This is a genomic window from Streptomyces sp. SKN60 (assembly GCF_026236535.1).
In the GTDB taxonomy this organism is placed as follows: domain Bacteria; phylum Actinomycetota; class Actinomycetes; order Streptomycetales; family Streptomycetaceae; genus Streptomyces.
Genome location: NZ_JAHTMW010000015.1, coordinates 68,498 through 88,262 on the forward strand (window position 1 = coordinate 68,498; position 19,765 = coordinate 88,262).

General features: G+C 74.7%; 15 protein-coding genes and 1 pseudogene. 11 read left to right on the top strand and 5 right to left on the bottom strand.

The window, feature by feature from the left end:
- The first annotated feature begins 27 nt into the window (after positions 1 to 27).
- Positions 28 to 1,368 carry a hemolysin family protein gene (locus KV205_RS24755; protein ID WP_265866794.1) on the top strand — a complete coding sequence of 447 codons (1,341 nt, stop codon included), beginning with the start codon at positions 28 to 30 and terminating at the stop codon, positions 1,366 to 1,368.
- Entirely contained in the window at positions 1,365 to 2,384 is a 1,020-nt protein-coding gene (locus KV205_RS24760; protein ID WP_265866795.1) for a hemolysin family protein, read from the top strand. The genes KV205_RS24755 and KV205_RS24760 overlap by 4 nt, the downstream gene beginning before the upstream one ends.
- Positions 2,385 to 2,449: 65 nt before the next feature.
- Here the strand turns inward: KV205_RS24760 and KV205_RS24765 are convergent, their stop codons facing one another.
- Positions 2,450 to 3,478: a maleylpyruvate isomerase family mycothiol-dependent enzyme gene (locus tag KV205_RS24765; RefSeq protein ID WP_265866796.1), complete on the bottom strand. Its 1,029-nt coding sequence runs from the start codon at positions 3,476 to 3,478 to the stop codon at positions 2,450 to 2,452.
- A 64-nt stretch (positions 3,479 to 3,542) separates the two neighbouring features.
- On the opposite strand from KV205_RS24765, the gene KV205_RS24770 reads away from it, so the two are divergent.
- The 3 genes from KV205_RS24770 (at position 3,543) to mug (ending at position 6,456) form a co-directional block, all read left to right on the top strand.
- Positions 3,543 to 4,322, top strand: coding sequence for an SGNH/GDSL hydrolase family protein (locus KV205_RS24770; protein ID WP_265866797.1), 780 nt, complete (start codon positions 3,543 to 3,545; stop codon positions 4,320 to 4,322).
- Between the two features lie 104 nt (positions 4,323 to 4,426).
- On the top strand, positions 4,427 to 5,869 hold the full coding sequence (gene purB, locus KV205_RS24775) for an adenylosuccinate lyase (protein ID WP_265866798.1): 1,443 nt from the start codon (positions 4,427 to 4,429) through the stop codon (positions 5,867 to 5,869).
- Between the two features lie 56 nt (positions 5,870 to 5,925).
- Entirely contained in the window at positions 5,926 to 6,456 is a 531-nt protein-coding gene (mug, locus tag KV205_RS24780; protein ID WP_265866799.1) for a G/U mismatch-specific DNA glycosylase, read from the top strand.
- Positions 6,457 to 6,516: 60 nt separating this feature from the next.
- Here the strand turns inward: mug and KV205_RS24785 are convergent, their stop codons facing one another.
- Positions 6,517 to 6,954 carry a hypothetical protein gene (locus KV205_RS24785; RefSeq protein WP_265866800.1) on the bottom strand — a complete coding sequence of 146 codons (438 nt, stop codon included), beginning with the start codon at positions 6,952 to 6,954 and terminating at the stop codon, positions 6,517 to 6,519.
- Between the two features lie 152 nt (positions 6,955 to 7,106).
- Here KV205_RS24785 and KV205_RS24790 point away from each other — a divergent pair, with 152 nt between their 5' ends.
- A complete protein-coding gene (locus tag KV205_RS24790; protein WP_265866801.1) occupies positions 7,107 to 8,264 on the top strand; it encodes an ROK family protein in 1,158 nt (385 codons plus the stop codon).
- Between the two features lie 67 nt (positions 8,265 to 8,331).
- On the opposite strand, the gene KV205_RS24795 is transcribed toward KV205_RS24790, so the two are convergent.
- The gene (locus tag KV205_RS24795; protein ID WP_265866802.1) at positions 8,332 to 9,072 is read right to left on the bottom strand and encodes a GntR family transcriptional regulator; all 741 of its coding nucleotides are present in this window, start codon (positions 9,070 to 9,072) and stop codon (positions 8,332 to 8,334) included.
- A 280-nt stretch (positions 9,073 to 9,352) separates the two neighbouring features.
- Positions 9,353 to 10,234 (bottom strand): RNA polymerase sigma factor SigJ, encoded by an 882-nt coding sequence (gene sigJ, locus KV205_RS24800; protein ID WP_265866885.1) that lies wholly within the window; start codon positions 10,232 to 10,234, stop codon positions 9,353 to 9,355.
- Positions 10,235 to 10,400: 166 nt separating this feature from the next.
- Here sigJ and KV205_RS24805 point away from each other — a divergent pair, with 166 nt between their 5' ends.
- Positions 10,401 to 11,243 (top strand): alpha/beta fold hydrolase, encoded by an 843-nt coding sequence (locus tag KV205_RS24805; RefSeq protein WP_265866803.1) that lies wholly within the window; start codon positions 10,401 to 10,403, stop codon positions 11,241 to 11,243.
- 120 nt (positions 11,244 to 11,363) lie between these two features.
- On the opposite strand, the pseudogene KV205_RS24810 reads toward KV205_RS24805, so the two are convergent.
- Positions 11,364 to 12,212: pseudogene (locus KV205_RS24810) on the bottom strand (EamA family transporter); the annotation flags it as partial.
- Positions 12,213 to 12,302: 90 nt separating this feature from the next.
- On the opposite strand from KV205_RS24810, the gene KV205_RS24815 reads away from it, so the two are divergent.
- From KV205_RS24815 to KV205_RS24830, 4 genes are all read left to right on the top strand, one after another.
- Positions 12,303 to 13,715: a PLP-dependent aminotransferase family protein gene (locus KV205_RS24815; protein ID WP_265866804.1), complete on the top strand. Its 1,413-nt coding sequence runs from the start codon at positions 12,303 to 12,305 to the stop codon at positions 13,713 to 13,715.
- 169 nt (positions 13,716 to 13,884) lie between these two features.
- The gene (locus KV205_RS24820; protein ID WP_265866805.1) at positions 13,885 to 15,495 is read left to right on the top strand and encodes an alkaline phosphatase; all 1,611 of its coding nucleotides are present in this window, start codon (positions 13,885 to 13,887) and stop codon (positions 15,493 to 15,495) included.
- A gap of 118 nt (positions 15,496 to 15,613) precedes the next feature.
- Positions 15,614 to 17,020 carry an SWIM zinc finger family protein gene (locus tag KV205_RS24825; RefSeq protein WP_265866806.1) on the top strand — a complete coding sequence of 469 codons (1,407 nt, stop codon included), beginning with the start codon at positions 15,614 to 15,616 and terminating at the stop codon, positions 17,018 to 17,020.
- Entirely contained in the window at positions 17,017 to 19,707 is a 2,691-nt protein-coding gene (locus KV205_RS24830; protein WP_265866807.1) for a DUF6493 family protein, read from the top strand. The genes KV205_RS24825 and KV205_RS24830 overlap by 4 nt, the downstream gene beginning before the upstream one ends.
- Positions 19,708 to 19,765 lie beyond the last annotated feature (58 nt).

Sequence of the window (19,765 nt, forward strand, 5' to 3'; positions counted from 1 at the left end):
GACTCACCCGGGGACGGAGGTGAACCGATGACCGAGGTACTGCTGCTCCTGGTGGCGCTGCTGCTCGCCGTCGCCTGTGGCGCGTTCGTGGCGGCGGAGTTCTCGCTGACGACCGTCGAGCGGGGCGAGCTCGAAGCCGCCGCGGAGCGCGGCGAGCGCGGCGCGGCCGGCGCCCTGAAGGCGGTCCGGTCGCTCACCTTCCAGCTCTCCGGCGCCCAGCTCGGCATCACCGTGACCAATCTGGTCGTCGGCATGCTCTCCGAGCCGTCGATCTCGAAGCTGATCGAGGGCCCGGTGGAGGCGCTCGGCCTGTCCCCCGAGGTCGCCTCCTCGGTGGCCCTGGTCATCGGCACCGGCCTCTCGACCGTGGTCCTGATGGTGATCGGCGAGCTGGTCCCCAAGAACTGGGCGATCTCCTCGCCGCTGGCCGTCGCCAAGGTCGTCGGGACCCCGCAGCGGTACTTCACCGCCGCCTTCAAGCCGCTGATCAGCCATCTGAACAACTCGGCCAACCGCATCCTGCGCCGGCTCGGCCTGGAGCCCACCGAGGAGCTGGCCTCCGCCCGCTCCCCGAAGGAGCTGGTGGCCCTGGCCCGGCACTCGGCGAAGGAGGGCGCCCTGGAGGCGGACACCGCCGAGCTGTTCGTGCGCACCCTGAACCTGGCCGAGCTGACCGCGGAGAACGTGATGACCCCGCGCGTCCAGGTCACCGCCCTGGACGTGCAGGCCACCGCCGAGGACGTGCTCAACGCGACCCGCGCGACCGGTCTGAGCCGCTTCCCCGTCTACCGCGGCAATCTCGACTCGGTCGTCGGCATCGCGCACGTCAAGGACGTGCTCGCGATACCGGCCGACGCGCGGCCGCGCCGCTCGGTCGGCGACATCGTGCGCGAGCCGCTGCTCGTGCCGGAGAGCCTGACCGTGGACCGGCTGCTCGACCGCCTGTCCGGAAAGCAGACCATGGCCGTCGTCATCGACGAGTACGGCGGCACGGCAGGCGTCGCGACCCTGGAGGACATCGTCGAGGAGGTCGTCGGCGAGGTCCGCGACGAGCACGACCCGCACGAGACGCCCGACCTGGCGCCGGCGGGCGAGGACACCGACGGTCGCGCGCTGTGGTCGGCGGACGGCGCCGCCCGCACCGACCAGCTGGCGTCGATCGGCCTGAGGGTGCCGGAGGGCCCGTACGAGACCCTGGCGGGCGTGCTCGCCACCGTGCTCGGCCGGATCCCGGCCAACGGCGACAGCGTGGAGCTGGCCGGCTGGCGGCTCGACGTGGTGGACGCCTCCGGGCGCCGGGCGGCTCGCGTGCTGCTGCACGCCCCGCTCCCGCACTCCGGTGACACGGACGGGGAGGCCGGCCGATGATCGCGGTCCAGTTGCTGATCGGCCTGGCGACCCTGGTCGTCAACGCCTTCTTCGTGGGCGCCGAGTTCGCCCTGATCTCGGTCCGCCGCAGCCAGATCGAGCCGCTCGCGGAGTCCGGCGACCGCCGGGCGCGCAGCGTCGTCTGGGGCCTGGAGCACGTCTCCGCGCTGCTCGCGGCGGCCCAGCTCGGCATCACCCTGTGCACCCTGGTGCTCGGCATCGTGGCCGAGCCGGCCATCGCGAGCATGCTGGAGCCGCTGTTCGACGCGGTCGGTGTGCCGCACGGCCTGGTGCACCCGATCTCGTTCGTGATCGCGCTGGCCCTCGCCACGTATCTGCACATGCTGCTCGGCGAGATGGTCCCGAAGAACATCGCGCTCGCCGAGCCGACCCGCTCGGCGCTGCTGCTCGGTCCGCCGCTCGTGACCCTGGCGCGGGCCCTGAAGCCGGTGATCTTCGCGATCAACGCCTTCGCCAACGGGATCCTGAAGCTGCTGCGGGTGGACGCCAAGGGCGAGGTCGCGGCGACCTTCTCGGACGACGAGCTGGCCCGGATGGTCACCGACGCCGGGGACGCGGGGCTGCTCGACGACCGGGCGGCCGAGCGGCTGCACGACGCCCTGGAGCTGGGCCGGCGCCCGGTGCGGGATGTCGTGATGCCGCTGGAGAAGGTCGTGTACGCGGAGACGGACACCACCCCCGAGCAGCTGGAGGCGCTCTCCGCGCGGACCGGTTTCTCGCGCTTCCCGGTGGTCGACGAGGGCCGCCGGATCCTGGGCTACCTCCATGTGAAGGACGCCCTGGACGTCACCCCGCGCGATCTGCGGTTCCCGGTGACGGCGCTGCGGCCGATCGCCCGGGTGCGGGCGGCGACGCCGATGGACGACGTGCTGACCGCGATGCGGCGCAGCCGGACCCATCTGGCGGCGGTCATCGACGAGGACGGCAAGCTGGCCGGCCTGGTGACGATGGAGGACGTGCTGCGCGAGCTGGTGGGCCGGCCGGCGGGCTCGTAACGCCGTACGGCGGACACGCGAAGGGCCCCCGGGACCGCGACGGTCCGGGGGCCCTTCGGTGTGCCTCACAGGGCCGTCGCGGCCTGCCAGGCGTCGAGCACGGTCCGGTCGCCGTGGCGGGTGAAGCGCGGGTCGTCGGCCCCGTACCGCCCGTAGACGAGCAGCAGCAGGTCGCCGGCAGTGCCCTCGACGGTCACGGTCGCGGTCGCGGTCACCGCGCCCTCGGCCCGGCGCTGCCAGCCGAAGCCGCCCCCGCCGAGGGTGAGCGTCCAGGCGGCGCCGGAGTCGGTGGCGGCGAGCCGGATGCTCGCGCCGTCCCGGTCGAGCTGGGCGACCGGCTCGGCGACCCAGGAGAAGTACGGCAGGTTCTCCAGGAACTCCTCGATGCCGTCGGCGGCCGTCTCCGGGTCGACCGGGCCGGGCGCGCGGCCGAGGGCGAGCTCGGCGTCGGCGTGGTGGACGACCGCCTCGAAGAGCAGCCGGCGCGGGAAGAACCGCACGTGCGGGTCGGCGCCGTGGGACCACATGCGGGTGTCGGGGTCGGCGGCGCGCAGCGTCCGCAGGCTCGCGGCGGCGCTCGCGGCGAGCCAGTCGGGGTACGCGGCGGGGTCGTCCGGCAGGTCGAGCGGCACGTCCCTCGACCAGACGCGTTCGGTGGCGCGGGTGCGGACCAGGTGCTCGATCCAGCGGTGGGTGGTGCCGTGGTGCTTGATCAGGTCGGCGAGGGTCCAGCCCGGGCAGCTGGGCACCGGGGTGGCGGGGTCGGCGCCGCGGACGAGCGTGACGAAGCTCTCCACGCGGGCGGCGACGGCGTCGAGCCGGGCCGGATGCACGTCCTCGGTGAGCCCGAAGCCCTGCGACACCTTCAGCAGCTCGTCGCGCCACGCCCCGGGCGGCTGCCGCAGCGCGGCGTCCCGGAAGAGGCCGTCGAGTCTGCGCCGGTCGGCCGCCGGAAGCCCGCCGAGGACGTACGCCGTGCCCTCCAGCCACTTCACGGCCGTGTCGGGGTCGAGCACCTCGTCACCGGCGGTCTCGACCGCCGTGACCAGCTCGGCCAGGGCCTCGGTCAGCGCGCTGAGCAGCGCCTCGCTCATGGGTTTCCCCTCCCGGTTCTCCACTCGGCGCCGGGACCATACCGCGCGGTACGATCGCTGGGCCATGGAGATCAATGCCACCTACACCAGTCTCGTCGCCGTGGGCGACAGCTTCACCGAGGGTATGTCGGATCTGCGGCCGGACGGGTCCTACCAGGGGTGGGCCGACGTCCTCGCGGGCCGGCTCGCCGCCCGCACGCCCGGCTTCCGCTACGCCAATCTGGCCGTGCGCGGCAAGCTCATCGGGCAGATCGTCGACGAGCAGGTCGACGCCGCCGCGGCGATGAATGCGGACATCGTCACACTGGTCGGCGGGCTCAACGACACCCTGCGCCCGAAATGCGACATGGGCCGGGTGCGCGCCCTGCTCGGCGAGGCCGTCGAGCGGCTCGCGCCCTCCTGCGGGCAGCTGGTCCTGATGCGCAGCCCCGGCCGCAACGGCCCCGTCCTGGAGCGCTTCCGGCCCCGGATGGAGGAGCTCTTCGGGTACGTGGACGAGCTCGCCGCCCGGCACGGCGCCCTGGTGGTCGACCTGTACGGCGCCCCGGCGCTCGCCGACCCGCGCATGTGGGACGTGGACCGGCTGCACCTCACCGGCGAGGGGCACCGCCGGGTGGCCGAGGCGGTCGCGGAGACCCTGGGCCTGCCGCCCGCCTTCGACTGGCGCGCCCCGCTGGCCCCGGCCCCGCGCCCGGGCTGGGCCAGCCGCCGGGCCGCCGACGCCCGCTTCGCCAGGCAGCACCTGGCCCCGTGGATCGGCCGCCGCCTCACCGGCCGCTCCTCGGGCGACGGCCGCCCGCCGAAGCGCCCGGAGCTGCTGCCGTACGAGGAGCCCGCGCTCTGAGGGACCGCGCCGCGGTCGGTGAAGGACGTGACGCCCGTCTCGTAGCAAGCTCCAGCCCGGACCGTGGCGCTGGCCTGCAGAAACCGCCAGTAGAATCTGGACACGTGACTGCTGTGACTGCGAAGCCCCGTATCCCCAACGTCCTGGCCGGCCGCTACGCCTCCGCGGAGCTCGCCGTCCTCTGGTCCCCCGAGCAGAAGGTGACGCTGGAGCGCCGGCTGTGGCTCGCGGTGCTGCGTGCCCAGAAGGACCTCGGGATCGAGGTGCCGGACGCGGCGCTCACCGACTACGAGCGGGTGATCGACCAGGTCGACCTGGCGTCGATCGCCGAGCGCGAGAAGGTCACCCGGCACGACGTGAAGGCCCGGATCGAGGAGTTCAACGCCCTCGCCGGCCACGAGCACGTGCACAAGGGCATGACCTCGCGCGACCTCACCGAGAACGTCGAGCAGCTGCAGATCCGGCTCTCCCTGGAGCTGGTGCGGGACCGCACGGTCGCCGTCCTCGCGCGCCTCGGCAAGCTGTCCGGCGAGTACGCGGAGCTGGTCATGGCCGGCCGCTCGCACAACGTGGCCGCCCAGGCCACCACCCTCGGCAAGCGCTTCGCGACCGCCACCGACGAGCTGCTCGTGGCGTACGCGCGCCTGGAGGAGCTGCTCGGCCGCTACCCGCTGCGCGGGATCAAGGGCCCGGTCGGCACCGCGCAGGACATGCTGGACCTGCTCGGCGGCGACGCCGGCAAGCTCGCGGACCTGGAGCACCGGATCGCCGGGCACCTCGGCTTCGCGCACGCCTTCACCTCGGTCGGCCAGGTCTACCCGCGCTCGCTCGACTACGACGTGGTCACCGCCCTGGTGCAGCTGGCCGCCGCGCCGTCCTCGCTGGCCAAGACGATCCGGCTGATGGCGGGCCACGAGCTGGTCACCGAGGGCTTCAAGCCCGGCCAGGTCGGCTCCTCGGCGATGCCGCACAAGATGAACACCCGCTCCTGCGAGCGCGTCAACGGCCTGATGGTCATCCTGCGCGGCTACGCGTCGATGACCGGCGAGCTGTCCGGCGACCAGTGGAACGAGGGCGACGTGTCCTGCTCGGTGGTCCGCCGGGTGGCCCTGCCGGACGCCTTCTTCGCGCTCGACGGCCTCCTGGAGACCTTCCTCACCGTGCTCGACGAGTTCGGCGCCTTCCCGGCCGTCATCGCCCGCGAGCTCGACCGCTACCTGCCCTTCCTGGCCACCACCAAGGTCCTCATGGGCGCGGTCCGCGCCGGTGTCGGCCGCGAGGTCGCCCACGAGGCCATCAAGGAGAACGCGGTGGCCTCCGCGCTCGCCATGCGCGAGCAGGGCGCCGAGCGCAACGAGCTCCTGGACAAGCTGGCCGCCGACGAGCGGATCCCGCTGGACCGGGCGCAGCTCGACGCGCTGATGGCCGACAAGCTGTCCTTCACCGGTGCCGCCGCCGACCAGGTCGCCGCCGTGGTGGCCCGGGTCGAGGAGATCGTCAAGCAGCACCCGGAGGCCGCCGGCTACACCCCCGGGGCGATCCTCTGACCACCCGGTCCCCCCGGTTCTCCGCCGAGGAGCTTCAGGCCGCCCGCGACCGCATCGTGCCCGATGTGGCCGCGGGCGGCCTTTCGGTGCTGCTCTGCGGGATCAACCCGGGTCTGATGACGGCGGCGACCGGGCACCACTTCGCCCGCCCCGGCAATCGGTTCTGGCCGGTGCTGCACCTGTCCGGGTTCACCCCGCGCCGCCTCGCCCCGGCGGAGCAGGGCGAGCTCCTGTCGTACGGCCTGGGGATCACCAACGTGGTGGCGCGGGCGACGGCACGGGCCGACGAGCTGACCGCCGAGGAGTACCGGGAGGGCGGCCGGATCCTCACCGAGAAGGTGGCGCGGCTCGCCCCGCGCTGGCTCGCGGTCGTCGGGGTCACCGCGTACCGCACGGCCTTCGGCAAGAAGCGTGCCGCGATCGGGCCGCAGGAGCGCACGATCGAGGGCCCGGCGGGCTCGATCACCCGGATCTGGGCGCTGCCCAATCCGAGCGGCCTGAACGCGCACTGGACGGCCGAGACGATGGCCGAGGAGTTCGCCCGGCTGCGGGAGGCGGCGGGCGTGCCGGACCGGCGCGCGGGCTGACTCCGTACGGGCGGAGCGACCGTCGGAGAGACGGTCGGCAGCAGCGGTCGGCAGCGGCGGTCAGGGCGGGTCGACGGTGGTGACGACGGCGAGGAGCTGGAACGGCAGCTCCTTGTCCCACTGGGAGACCCCGAGGGCGACCCACCGCTCCCCCGTCCGCCACAGATGCAGGTCGGGTGTGTGGTTGCTCAGGACGCCCCAGGGCTCGGGTATGTGCTCGCCGGACATGCTCCGGTCGAAAACCGACCACAGGCTGAAGACCTGCGGCGGGCCCCAGAGGGCGGCAAGCAGCGTGGAGAGCCCGTCCCGCTCCGCTTCGTACTGCTCCTCGACGGCTAACCGGCGGGTGCCGTCGTCCTCCCAGAATTCCTCGCTCGTGGCGAGCGCGACAACGTGGTGGTCCGGGCCGCTGTCGCGGAACCCGGAGCGCTCGGCGCGCGCCGGGAAGGCCCGGCCCACCAGCTCGTCGACGGCCACGAGATGCTGTGCCCTGTCCATGGAGCCAGTAAAGCGCGCCCCACTGACAGTTGGCGGCCCGTCAGGCGCCGTTGCCCGGCGGCGCCCGGACCGGCCCGCGGTCGGCGCTCGCCGGGCCCGGGTCCATTGAGTAACATCCGGCCAAAGATGCGTACGAGCTGGGAGGACACACGGTGGGGCGGCTGACCGGCGGGGATCCGTCGCTGCTGCGGCGGATCAACTCCGCGGTGGTACTCCATGCGCTGCGGGGCTCCGACGCGCTCACGCTCACGGACCTGACCCGGATCACCGGCCTCTCCCGGCCGACGGTCGAGGGGGTGACCGAGGGCCTGATCGGGGGCGGTCTGGTCGTCGAGGCGGCGCCCGAGGAGGGCGAGACCCGGCGCCAGGGCCGGCCCGCCCGGAGGTTCCGCTTCCGGGCGGAGGCGGGGCATCTGCTCGGCATCGAGATCGGTCCGCACCGGGTCGCCGCGCTGATCTCCGGCCTCGACGGGCGGATCATCGGCGCCGGTTCGCGCGAGGTGGCGGAGACCGCACCCGAGGACGAGCGCCTGGACAAGGTGCGGGCCGTGGTCGCGGACGTGCTGCGCCGGACCGGGGTGCCCCGGTCCAATCTGCGGGCGGTCGGCGTCGGCACGCCGGGGATCGTCGAGGCGGACGGCACGGTCCGGCTCGGCACGGCGCTGCCCGGCTGGACGGGCCTCGCGCTCGGGGAGCGGCTGCGCCGCTCCTTCCGCTGCCCGGTGATCGTGGAGAACGACGCGAACGCGGCGGCCGTCGCCGAGCACTGGAAGGGCGCGGCCACCGACTCCGACGACATCGTGTTCGTGCTCGCGGGGCTGAGCCCGGGCGCCGGTTCGCTGATCGGCGGGCGGCTGCACCGGGGTTACGGCGGCGCTGCCGGCGAGATCGGCGCGCTGCACCTGCTGGGGCGCGGGGTGACGCCGGAGCATCTGCTGTCGCCGACGGACGAGCCGCTGCACCCGCTGGACGAGCAGGCGGTGGCGGAGGTCTTCGCGCTCGCCCGGCAGGGCGACGCGGCGGCGCAGGCGGCGGTGGAGCGTTTCATCCAGCGCCTGGTGCACGACGTGGCGGCCCTTGTGCTCGCGCTCGATCCGGAGCTGGTGGTGATCGGCGGCTGGGCGGCCGGTCTGGACGGGGTGCTGCAGCCGCTGCGCGAGGAGCTGGCCCGGTTCTGCCTGCGGCCGCCGCGGGTGGTGCTCTCGCTGCTCGGCGAGGCGGCGGTGGCGACGGGTGCGCTGCGGCGCGCCCTGGACCATGTGGAGGAGCAGTTGTTCGTGGTGGACGGCACGGTGTCCGCGCGGCGTTGAGCGGCTCCGGTACGAGGACGGCCCCGGGCGGTGAGCCCGGGGCCGTCCTCGTACGAGCGAGGTGTCGTCAGGAGGCCATGGCCAGGTCGCCGGAGTCGCCGAAGGTGAGGCGGCAGGTGTCGGCGCGGTAGGTGGCCACGGAGACGGCGGCGGTGCGGCCTCCGGAGAGGTAGCGGGTGGTGACGACGAGGACCGGGGAGCCGGGCAGCCGGTCCAGTTCCTTGGCGTCGTCGGCGCGGGCCGAGCCGAGTTCGACGGAGCGGTCCTGGCCGTCGAGGGCGAGCTGCCGCAGTTCGCGCAGTACGGCGCGGGCGCGGGCGGGTCCCTCGGGGGCGGCGGCCGGGTCGAGGCCGGGCACGGAACCGGCGGGCACGTAGAGGAGTTCGGCGGCGACGGGGGTCCCGTCGGTGACGCGCAGCCGGCGCACGGCGTGCACGGTCTCGCCGGGCTTGGCGTCGAGGAGGCGCAGGACGGCGGCCGGGGTGGTGTCGGCGGCCGAGTCCACGGCCTGCCAGCTCTCCTCGCCGGCACCGGGCCAGGCGTGCTGGGTGGTGGAGACGTCGACGCCGACGCGCGGCGGGGCGACGGTGGTGCCGACGCCGCGGCGGCGCTGCAGGCGGCCTTCGAGTTCGAGCTGCTCCAGGGCCTGCCGGAGGGTCGCGCGGGCGACGCCGAAGCGGGCGGCCAGCTCGCGCTCGTTGGGCAGGATCTCGCCGACCGCGAAGTCCGTGTCGAGGGCTTCGCTGATCACGGTCTTGAGGTGCCAGTACTTCGGCTCCGGTGCTGCTTCGAGCTGCGTGGTCCCCACCCTGATCCTCCGCACATTCGCCGTGTCCCGCGGCGTTTTTCCGCGCCCTTGTTTATTAAAGGTTCCTGCACTAACTCTGCGACCATAAGGCGCGGCACACCCTTGGTCAAGACCAATCCTGCGTCAGAGGTCCTGGAATGTGACCCTCTGACCTAGATCGTTCACAGGACGTTCGCGTACGTGCGATGCCGGCGCAGCAAAGTGCCCCGCCGCGGAACACGAGGTTCCGGGGCGGGGCGGGTCGAGCGGGGCGGTCGCACGGGCGGCGGACGGCTGATCGTCAGCCGAGGTCGAGGCCCTGGAGCTTGTCCGGATTGCGCAGGATGTACAGGCAGGCGATCCGGCCGTCCCTGACCTCGATCTGGAAGATCGCGTCGGTCTTCCCGCCGACGAGGGCGACGAGCGCGGACCGGCCGTTGATCTCCTCGAAGCGGAACTCGTAGGAGTCCCGCGCGCCCCGGGCGACGGCGAGCAGGAAGCGCCCGACCTTGTCGGCGCTCTCGATGATCCGCAGCGGGCCCTTGGCCTTGCCGCCGCTGTCGCCGACCAGGCGCACGTCGGGTGCGAGCAGGGCGAGCAGTCCCGCCAGGTCGCCGTCGGCGGCCGCGGCGAGGAACCGCTCGGTGAGGTCGCGGCGTTGGGCCGGGTCGACGTCGTAGCGCGGGCGGCCCTCGTCGACGTGTCTGCGGGCCCGGCCGGCGAGCTGGCGCACGGCGGCCTCGCTGCGGTCGAGGGTGGTGGCGATCTCGGCGAAGGGGAGGCCGAAGGCCTCGCGCAGCACGAACACCGCGCGCTCCAGCGGGGAGAGCGACTCCAGGACGACGAGCAGGGCGAGGGAGACGGAGTCGGCGAGCAGGGCGCGTTCGGCGGTGTCGGGCACGGCGGGCCCGAAGTCGGTGACGATCGGCTCGGGCAGCCAGGGGCCGACGTAGGACTCGCGGCGGGACTGGACGTGGCGGAGCCGGTCGATGGCGAGCCGGGTGGTGATCCGGACGAGGAAGGCGCGGGGCTCGCGGACCCCGGCGCGGTCGTCGGCGGTCCAGCGCAGCCAGGCCTCCTGCACCACGTCCTCGGCGTCGGCGGCGCGGCCGAGCATGCGATAGGCGACACCGGTGAGCAGCGCGCGGTGCTCCTCGAAGACGTCGGTGGGGTCGGTGAGCATCTCGGTCGGCACGTCCCCATCCCAGCCCACGGCGTCAGCCGTGTCCAGTTCGGTCCGGACCGGTCCGCCCGCACCTCTTGAACTCGACTCTACTCACCGGTAATTCTTGCTGACAGGGTGTCTCGCAGGTGTCCTGCAGGGCGTGTCGGTACGACAGGGAGCAGCCATGTCCGCACAGATCTCGTTCCCCGTGGAGTCCGCGGCCGGGCCGCGCACGGTCACCGTGACGTACGAGCGGCGGGGCACGGGCGAACCCCTGCTGCTGCTCCACGGGATCGGCCACCTCTGGCAGGCCTGGGAGCCGGTCATCGACGTGCTCGCCACCGAGCGGGACGTGATCGCCGTCGACCTCCCGGGCTTCGGCGCCTCCCCGGCGCTGCCGGCGCCGCTCGCGTACGACCTGACCACGGTGGTGCCGGTGCTCGACGCCTTCTGCGCCGCGCTCGGGGTGGAACGGCCGCACGTGGCGGGCAATTCGCTCGGCGGACTCCTCGCCCTGGAGCTGGGCCGGGAGAAGCTGGTGCGGTCGGTCACGGCGCTCTCCCCGGCCGGCTTCTGGTCGGAGGCCGAGCGCCGCTACGCCTTCACCACGCTGCGCGCGATGCGGGGCGCCGCGCGGGCGATGCCGCTGCCGCTGATCGAGCGCCTGTCCCGCAGCGCGGCCGGCCGCACCGTCCTCACCAGCACCATCTACGCCCGCCCGGCCCGGCTCTCACCCGAGTCGGCGGTCGCCGAGACGCTGTCCCTGCGCGCGGCCACCGGCTTCGAGCAGACCCTCGCGGCGGGCCGGTCCGTGCTGTTCCGCGAGGACGTCACCGCGCTGCCCGTGACGATCGCCTGGGGCAGCCGCGACCGGCTGCTGCTGCGCCGCCAGGGCGTCCGCGCCAAGCAGGTCATCCCGGGTGCCCGGCTCGTCCGGCTGCCCGGCTGCGGTCATGTGCCGATGAACGACGACCCCGCCCTGGTGGCCCGGGTGATCCTGGACGGCAGTGCCGCCGTCGCGGCCTGACGGCGCGTCGGCGCGGACGGTGCGGCCGCGACGGACGCCCAGCCCGAAGAGTCCGGTGCCGAGCGCCGCCCCGGCCCCCACCAGGAGGCCGCCGGCGGCCTGCGCCGGGCCGAAGGTGCCCTCCCCGACGAGCACGGCGGTCAGCGCGGCGGCCACCGGGATGGCACCGGTATAGAGAGTGGCGCGTTCCATACCGATCCGCTGGGCGCCCATGTAGAAGAGCACGAAACCGACGACGGTCGCGAGCGCCGCCTGCCACACCAGCGCCCCGGCCTCCACGCCCGTCGGCATCCGCAGCGCCGCGGTGCCGTCGACGGCGAACCCGACGAACGCCGCCTCGACGGCGCCGACCCCGCACACCACCGCCGTCAGGAGCTTGGGCCCGAGCAGCCGCAGCACCGGCACCGCGAGCACCGTGAAGCCCACCTCGCCCGCGAGGGCCGCCGCCGACCAGCCGAGCCCGGCCAGGTCGGTGCGGCCCCAGCCCTGCACGGTGAAGGCCCCGGCGGCGACGAGCACCGCCCCGTACAGCACCGGCCTGGTCGGCCGCCGGCCCTCGGTGAGCGGCACCAGGACGGCGACCACGACGGGCGCGCAGCCGACCAGGACGCCGGGGACGGCCGGCTCGGCGGTGCGCTCGGCGGCGAGGACCGCCAGGTTGAAGCCGACCATGCCGACCGCCGCGAGCAGTGCGATCCGCAGCCACAGGCGCACGGTCAGGGCGCGCAGCGGCCCGAGCGCGGCCCGGCCGCCGAGCAGCGGGAGCAGGAGCAGGCAGGCGGCGCCGTAGCGCAGTGCCTGACCGCCCGCGTACGGGTAGGAGCCGAGCAGGCTGTTGGCGGTGAAGGAGGCCCCGACGAGGGCGTAGGCGACGGTGACGAGGAGCACGCCGCGCAGGGGGTTCGCGTTCATGGTGTCGACGCTAGGAACCGGAGCGGCTTGATTTGAGGTCCACTTGTCGTACGTCATCGGGGACCACTTCTCGCGGTGGCCCGGGACACGGCGACGACGCACGAAGGACGTCGGGACGAAGGACGTCGGCACGAAGGGGGTACGGGGATGCGCGGCCAACCGGCCTGGGAGCTGCTGCTGCCCGCGGCGGCGGCGCCTGCGCGGCAGCGGGGGCGCTCGCTCCAGGAGGCGTTGCGGGAGGCCGTGCGCACGGGCCGGCTCGCGGTCGGGACGCGGCTGCCGTCGAGCCGGGCGCTCGCCGCCGACCTCGGGGTGTCCCGGGGCCTGGCGACGGAGGCGTACGAACAGCTCACCGCCGAGGGCTATCTGCGCAGCGACCGGGGGTCGGGCACCTGGGTGGGCGGGGCGGCGCGGGCCGCCGCGCCCGGCGTGCGGGACCTCGCGCCGCGCGCCCCGGGCGTACGCGTGGACTTCCGGCCCGGGACGCCGGACCTGTCGCTGTTCCCGCGCGCCGCGTGGGGCGCGGCGCAGCGGGCCGTACTGTCCGAGCTGGCCCATCGGCGGCTCGGCTACCCGGATCCGCGCGGTCTTCCCGAGCTGCGGACGGCGGTCGCGGCGCTGCTCGCGCGCCGGCGCGGAGTGGTGGCGGATCCGGAGCGTCTGGTGGTGTGTTCGGGGGTGGCGCAGGCGGCCACGCTGCTCGGCCTTGCGCTCCGCGCGCGTGGGCACGGCGCGGTGGGCGTGGAGGATCCGGGCAGCCCGGAGCACGGCCGGCTGTTCGCCGCGACCGGTCTGGACACGGTGTGGCTGCCGGTCGACGAGGAGGGTCTGGTGCCGGGGCCGCTGGCGGCGTCCGGGGTGCGGGCGGTGGTGGTGACGCCCTCGCACCAGTTCCCGTCCGGGATCTCCTACGCGGCCGCCCGGCGGGCCGAACTGCTCGACTGGGCCCGGTCCGTGGACGGGTTCGTGTTCGAGGACGACTACGACGGGGACTTCCGCTACGACCGGGCGCCGGTCGGCGCGCTCCAGGGGCTCGATCCGGAGCGGGTGGTGTATACGGGCTCGGTCAGCAAATCGCTCGCGCCGGGACTGCGTCTGGGCTGGCTGCTGCTGCCGGGTGAGCTGGTCGAGGAGGTCGTGGAGCGCAAGCGCACGATGGACCTCGGCAATCCGGTGATCGACCAGGCGGTGCTCGCCCGTTACGTGTCGGGCGGCGGCTACGACCGGCAGCTGCGGCGCTGCCAGCGGGCCTACCGGGAGCGCCGGGACGCCCTGGTGGCCGCCCTGGAGCGGCACTTCCCCGGCACGGTGACCAGCGGCATCGCGGCCGGTCTGCACGTCATCGCGCGCCTTCCCGCCGCGTACGGGCCGACGCCGGCCCTCCTCGCGGCCGCGGAGGCGGCGGGGGTGGCCCTGCGGCCCCTGGAGGAGTACGGAACGGTGCGCCCGGCGGACGGGGCGGTGCGGCTGGTGATCGGCTACGCGCATCTGACGCCGGCGGAGATCGGGCGCGGGGTGGCGCTGGTGGCGGCGGCCGGCCCGCGAAGCGGCGTGGGCTGAACCTGCCTGCGGGGGCAGGGGGTTGTTCACGCGGGGGTTGTTCACGCGGGGTTCGGCTGGGCGCCGTTCCCGGGCGCTAGGCATGGGGCGCGGCACCGGGGCGCGGGCCTCGGAGCCGTCCGTAAACGAGACGACGGTCCCGCTCCGCCCACCCCCTTGGAGGCGTTCGATGTCCCAGCCCACCCCCGGCCCGGCGGCCGGCGGCCCGGCGCCCGCCCGCCGTACCGTTCTGCGCGGTTCGCTCGCCGCGTCGGCGGCCGCCCTCACCGTCGGCGGCGGCGCGTTCGCGAGCCCGGCGTTCGCCCTGTCGGGGCGTCCGTCGGCCGCGTGGGGCGTGCAGACCGGTGATGTCACCGCGCACGCGGGCCTGGTGTGGGTCCGCTCGGACCGGCCCGCCCGCATGATCACGGAGACCTCGGCGAGCGAATCGTTCCGCCGGGTGCACCGCCACCACGGCCCGCTGCTCGGCCCGGGCACGGACTTCACCGGCACCACCGCGCTGCGCGGCCTTCCGGCCGGCGAGCAGATCCACTACCGGGTCACCCTCGCCGACCCGGACGACCCGCGCCGTACCGGCGAACCGGTCACCGGCACCTTCCGCACCGCGCCCGAGCGGCGCCGGGACGGGGTGCGGTTCCTGTGGTCCGGCGACATCGCCGGACAGGGCTGGGGCATCAACCCGGACATCGGCGGCTTCCGCGCGTACGAGGAGATGCGCCGGCTCGACCCGGACTTCTTCCTGTGCAGCGGCGACACGATCTACGCGGACGGGGTGATCCAGCCGTCCGTGACGCTGCCCGACGGGCGGATCTGGCGGAACGTGACGACGCCGGAGAAGTCCAAGGTCGCCGAGACCCTGGCCGAGTACCGGGGCAACTTCCGCTACAACCTGCTCGACCACAACGTGCGGGACTTCAACGCCCAGGTGCCGTCGATCGTGCAGTGGGACGACCACGAGGTCCGCAACAACTGGTACCCGGGACAGCTCCTCGACGACGTCCGCTACACGGAGAAGGACGCCGAGGTCCTCGCCGCCCGTGCCTCGCGCGCCTTCGCCGAGTACTTCCCCGTCTCCACGCTGCACGCGCGCGTGGGCGAGACCCGCGCCGAGGGCCGGATGCACCGGGTGGTCAACTACGGCCCCCTGCTCGACGTGTTCGTGCTGGACATGCGCTCGTACCGCAACGCCAACTCGCCGGGCCGGCAGGCCGACGACACCACCGGCATCCTCGGCGCCGAGCAGCTGGAATGGCTCAAGCGGGAGCTGTCCCGGTCCCGCGCGGTGTGGAAGGTGCTGGCCGCCGACATGCCGCTGGGCCTGGTCGTCACCGACGGCGCGACCGACTTCGAGGCCGTCGCCCAGGGCGACCCGGGCGCGCCGCTCGGCCGCGAGCTGCAGATCGCCGAGCTGCTGCGGTTCATCAAGCACCGGCGCATCACCGGCACCCTGTGGCTCACCGCGGACGTGCACTACACCTCGGCCCAGCACTACGCCCCGGAGCGCGCGGCCTTCAAGGACTTCGCCCCCTTCTGGGAGTTCGTCTCGGGCCCGCTGGCGGCGGGCGGCTTCCCGGCCAACAAGCTGGACGCCACCTTCGGCCCGGACCGCGTCTTCGTCCGCGCCCCGGACCGCGCGAACCTCTCGCCGATGGAGACCCCGCAGTACTTCGGCGAGGTCGCCATCGACGGCGACAGCGGCGAACTGACGGTCCGCCTGCGGGCGGAGGGCGGTCTTGTGCTGTTCAGCAGAACGCTCCAGCCGGGGCGGGTGGGGCAGTAGGTCCCGGAATCGGGGCGGCGGAGCGTGCCGGTCCGGGCGTCGGCGGGGTACGAGTCCCGGCGCGGGGCCGCCTCCGCCGTCCGGTCGATTGTCAGTGGCGGGTCCTACGGTCTTTCACATGACGCGATCCGTACAGGCGCTGGCCTACGCACGCCCTTCCGCCCTCGAGCCCACCGGCTCCGGGCGGCTGCTCGGACTGGAGACCTCGGGGGGCCTCACGCCGCACGGCGCCGAGGCCCGGCCCCGGTTCTTCTCCGGGTTCCTCACCTCGCCGCAGGTCGCCGCGCGCGGGCTGCTCGCCGTGGCCGACGTGGCGGCGGCGCGCTACTACCAGCGGATGAGACCGGGGTCGCTCGACCCGGTGGTGACGGGCAACGGGGACCGGCTGCGGTTCGAGTCGTTCTCCGGCTGCGGCGGGGTGTACGCGCGTCTTGACGTGCTGAGCGCCGGTCTCGACGGGGCGGAGACCGGGCACGGCACGACGAACGTCGATGTGAACAACCCGCTGCGGGAGGCCCTGTCCCGGCTGACCGGCGGCGACCCGCTGCATCTGCGGGTCGGCCCGGAGGAGTTGGCGGTGACCACCCTGGACGGGCCGGTCGTCGAGAAGAAGGTGCCGCTGCCGGACCGCTGGCTGCGCGGCTTCGCCGAGGCCCAGGTCTCGTCCGCCGGTTTCGACCTGCGGGCCGAGCTGTCCGGGGCGGAGGCGGTGCGCTTCCTGCGTTCGCTGCCGCGCTCCCAGGCGCGCGGCCGGGGCCCCATGTGGGTGGTGCAGCAGGGCCGGACGCTGCGTCCGACCACCCGCCCGGTGCCGGGTGCCGTCTGCCTCGCGGGCCCCGACCGGCTGGTCGCCCTGGAACGGGTGCTGCGGCACGCGACGGCGCTGCGGGTGTACGGGCCGGTGCCGGACGGCGCGGCGGCCGCGCCGAGCGCCTGGGAGGTGGAGCTGCCGGGCATGCGGCTCACGCTCACCCTCTCCCCCGACCCGGCGCGCGGCTTCTCCGGCGAGGGCGGCGTCCTGGAGGCACTGGCCACGGAGGAGGCGGCGCGGGACGCCGAGCTGGTCTCGGTGCTGCTCGCCTGGGAGCCGCGCATCGACCTCGCGGACCTGGCCGAGCAGTCGGGCCTGCCCGTGGACCGGGTGCGGGCGGCGCTGACCCGGCTCGGCACGGCCGGCCGGGTGGGTTACGACGTCGCCGAGGCGGCCTACTTCCACCGTGAACTCCCCTACGACGCCGACCGCGCCGAGCGCCACAACCCGCGGCTGCTGTCCGCCCGCGCCCTGCTCGCGGAGGGCGCGGTCACGCTGGACGGCGAGCTCGCGACGGTGGCGTCCGGCGAGCGCCGCTATCAGGTACGGGAGACGGCGCACGGACGCCTGACCTGCACCTGTACCTGGTGGGCGGACTACCGGGGCCGGCGCGGGCCGTGCAAGCACGCGCTCGCGGTGCGGATGGCACGACGCGGGGCGATGACGGTCGAGGCGGCGGGGACGGCCGAGGCGGTCGCGGAGGGTGTGCGATGACCACGGGGACGATGACGGGGACGGGGACTGCGGCCATGACCGGCATGGAGACCGCGACGGAGGCGCTGCTCACGGCGGTACGGGAGGGGCGGCACCGCGAGGTGCCCGCGCTCCTGGAGCCGCTGGACGCCGCCGCGCGCAAAAAGGCGCTGCCGCGCCTGAAGGAGCTGCGCACCGAGGTGCGCGGCTGGGACTGGCAGCAATGGAACGCGCAGACGGAGGCCCGCCGGGCGCTGCGGGTCGCGGGCGCCGGCTGCCACACGGGCGCGGCCCCGGCGGCGGCCTGGATCGCCTCGCGCGATCTGACCGGCTGGGGGCAGCACACCGTGGACGGCGTCCTGGAGGTCCTGGCGGACCGGGACCCCGCGTGGCTCGGGGACGTGGCGGGCCGGCTCGCCGACCGCCCGGGCGTCGCCGACGACGACTACCGCCTGGTGCACACCCTGGTGCAGCGCTCCGGCCGCCCGGTGCCGACCACTGAGAGCTATCTGCGCGGCTGGACCCGGACGGTGACGGACCACCGGCTGGTGGCGCGGCTGCGCGAGGACCCGCAGACGCCGGTGCTGCTGCCGCACGTCCTGGCGCTGACCGAGACCCCGGACCGGCTGACCTGGTCGGTCGGGCCGGACGCGCCCACGCACTGGCCGACGGCCCTGAAGACCCTCGCCGACGAGGGCGTGCTCGACCGCGCGGTCCTGGTCGACGGCTGCGTGTCCCGGCTGCTGCGCGGCGGCCGGGCCCGCGACCTGCGCTTCCCGCTGACCCTGCTCCAGACCCTCGGCACCACGGACGAGGAGCGGCGGGCGCGGATCCCCGACTGGCTGGGCATGGCGGCGGACGGGCCGTCCCCGGTGGCCGGCCACGCCCAGGCGGTCCTGACCGAGCTCGCGCTGGACGGCGGCCTCTCGGTCACCGAGCTGGCGGAGATGTCGGGCTCGGTGCTGTTCCGCAGCGAGAAGAAGCTGGTTCGGGCGCAGTTGACGCTGCTCGGCAAGGTGCTGCGACGCGAGCCGGGCGCGGCGGCGGAGCTCCTTCCGGTGGTCACGGACGCCTTCGGCCACGAGGACACCTCCCTCCAGGAGCGGGCGCTCGCCCTGGTGGGCCGCCATCTGAAGCACGTGGACGAGTCGGCCCGGACGGAACTGTCCGGCGCCGTCGAGCTGTTGAGCCCCGTGCACCGGCAGGCCGCGGCCGAGCTCTTCGGCGTGGCCGCCGTGTCCGACGCCGCGCCGTACGAGGAGGTCCTGCCGCCCGCGCCGGAGCGCCGCCCGGTGCCGCCTCCGGCCGAGCTGGCGGAACTCGTGGAGGACCTGGTCTCCCTGGAGCGACGGCCGCACGACATGGCGCCGGAGGAGTTCGAGCGGGCGCTCGACGGTCTCGTACGGCATGCGCACCGGGACCGCGAGGCGCTGCGGGCGGCGGTGCGGGAGGCGTTCGCGGGGGCGTACTGGCTGGAGGCGGGGAGTCGCCTCGGCGACGGTACGCGGGGCCTGACGGACATGCTCGCCACCGTGGTGGGCACGGCTCGGGTCACCCGCACCGATGCCGGCCACCGCCCGTCCTGTGCGCACGAGTCGCTGACCTGGGTGCTCCAGTCCCGGGTTCGTGAGGCGGCCTGGCAGCTCGCCCAGGGCAAGCGCGTGCCGTTCCTGCTGGCCGCACCGACCTGGCACACCGGGTCCATCGACGCACCCGTGCTCGTGGAGCGGCTGCGGGAGTACCGGGACAGCGGCGTGGAGCCGCTGCCCCTGGACCTGGCGCAGGCGCTGCTCCGGGTTCGGAAGGGTGATCCGGCGGCAGCCGGGGCGGCAGTCGAGGCGGCGGCGCTCGGCACCCGGGCGGGCGAGCGGCTCGCGGAGTGGCTGACGGCCGACGCCTCGCTCGCGCCCGGGGTGCGGCTGATGCCCCGGAGCCGCGACAAGCGGGGCGGCCAGTGGTGGCTGGCGGACCGGGTGATCCTCGCGGTGCGCGACCGCCGGGTGATCCGCGAGGAGTTCCCGCCGGCGTTCCGCTGGCTCGGCACCGAACCCACCGAGATCCCGCGCGGCTGCGGCTCGTACCACTGGGCCGCTCAGCGCTCCCTCTGGCCCGCCGTCCTCCCCGACGACCGCGAGACCCTCGCGGCCTGGCTCCTGCCGTCGCTGGCGAGTTCAGCGGAGCGGGAGGAGCGGGGTGCGGCGCAGGCGCTCACCGCCCTCGCCGAGTCCGACGGCCCCGTCGGGCCCGCCGTCCACCTCGCGCTCGCCATCGGGCTCGGCTGCTTCCACGCCGAGGACCGGCTGACCGCCGTCGACGCGCTGCTCGTGCTCGCGTCGCGCGGTGAGCTGGACGCGGCGCTGCTCGGGGCGCGGCTCGCGGAGTTGCTCGCCGAGGGGTCGGTGAAGCCGAACCGGCTGGCGGACGCGGCTCGTACGGCGGCGGCGACCGGGGCGTACGGGACGGTGCGCGACGTGCTGCTCGCGCTGCTGCCGTCGGTGCTCGGCGACGCGAAGCCGGCCCGTGGGGCCGGGGAGCTGCTCGCGGTGGCGGCGGAGTGCGCGGAGCGGGCCGGCTGGTCCGGGAAGGAGGTGCCGGGGCTCGCGGAGCTCGCGGCGCGCAAGGGCACCACGCAGCTGGTGACGCAGGCGCGCCGACTCGCGGTCGCGCTCGGACAGCGGGCCGGTCAGACCCGATCGGAAAGTGCTTGAAATCGCCACCAATGCCCCGGATCGGCGCTTAACCCGTCAGTCACAAGGCGTTCGTGAT

Bases quoted from the DNA above. Each gene is read 5' to 3' on its own strand.
- KV205_RS24760 (WP_265866795.1), top strand. From the start codon at position 1,365: ATGATCGCGGTCCAGTTGCTGATCGGCCTGGCGACCCTGGTCGTCAAC.
- KV205_RS24805 (WP_265866803.1), top strand. From the start codon at position 10,401: ATGTCCGCACAGATCTCGTTCCCCGTGGAGTCCGCGGCCGGGCCGCGC.
- KV205_RS24765 (WP_265866796.1), bottom strand. From the start codon at position 3,478: ATGAGCGAGGCGCTGCTCAGCGCGCTGACCGAGGCCCTGGCCGAGCTG.
- KV205_RS24825 (WP_265866806.1), top strand. From the start codon at position 15,614: ATGACGCGATCCGTACAGGCGCTGGCCTACGCACGCCCTTCCGCCCTC.
- sigJ (WP_265866885.1), bottom strand. From the start codon at position 10,234: ATGCTCACCGACCCCACCGACGTCTTCGAGGAGCACCGCGCGCTGCTC.
- KV205_RS24830 (WP_265866807.1), top strand. From the start codon at position 17,017: ATGACCACGGGGACGATGACGGGGACGGGGACTGCGGCCATGACCGGC.
- KV205_RS24815 (WP_265866804.1), top strand. From the start codon at position 12,303: ATGCGCGGCCAACCGGCCTGGGAGCTGCTGCTGCCCGCGGCGGCGGCG.
- KV205_RS24785 (WP_265866800.1), bottom strand. From the start codon at position 6,954: ATGGACAGGGCACAGCATCTCGTGGCCGTCGACGAGCTGGTGGGCCGG.
- KV205_RS24820 (WP_265866805.1), top strand. From the start codon at position 13,885: ATGTCCCAGCCCACCCCCGGCCCGGCGGCCGGCGGCCCGGCGCCCGCC.
- KV205_RS24770 (WP_265866797.1), top strand. From the start codon at position 3,543: ATGGAGATCAATGCCACCTACACCAGTCTCGTCGCCGTGGGCGACAGC.
- KV205_RS24755 (WP_265866794.1), top strand. From the start codon at position 28: ATGACCGAGGTACTGCTGCTCCTGGTGGCGCTGCTGCTCGCCGTCGCC.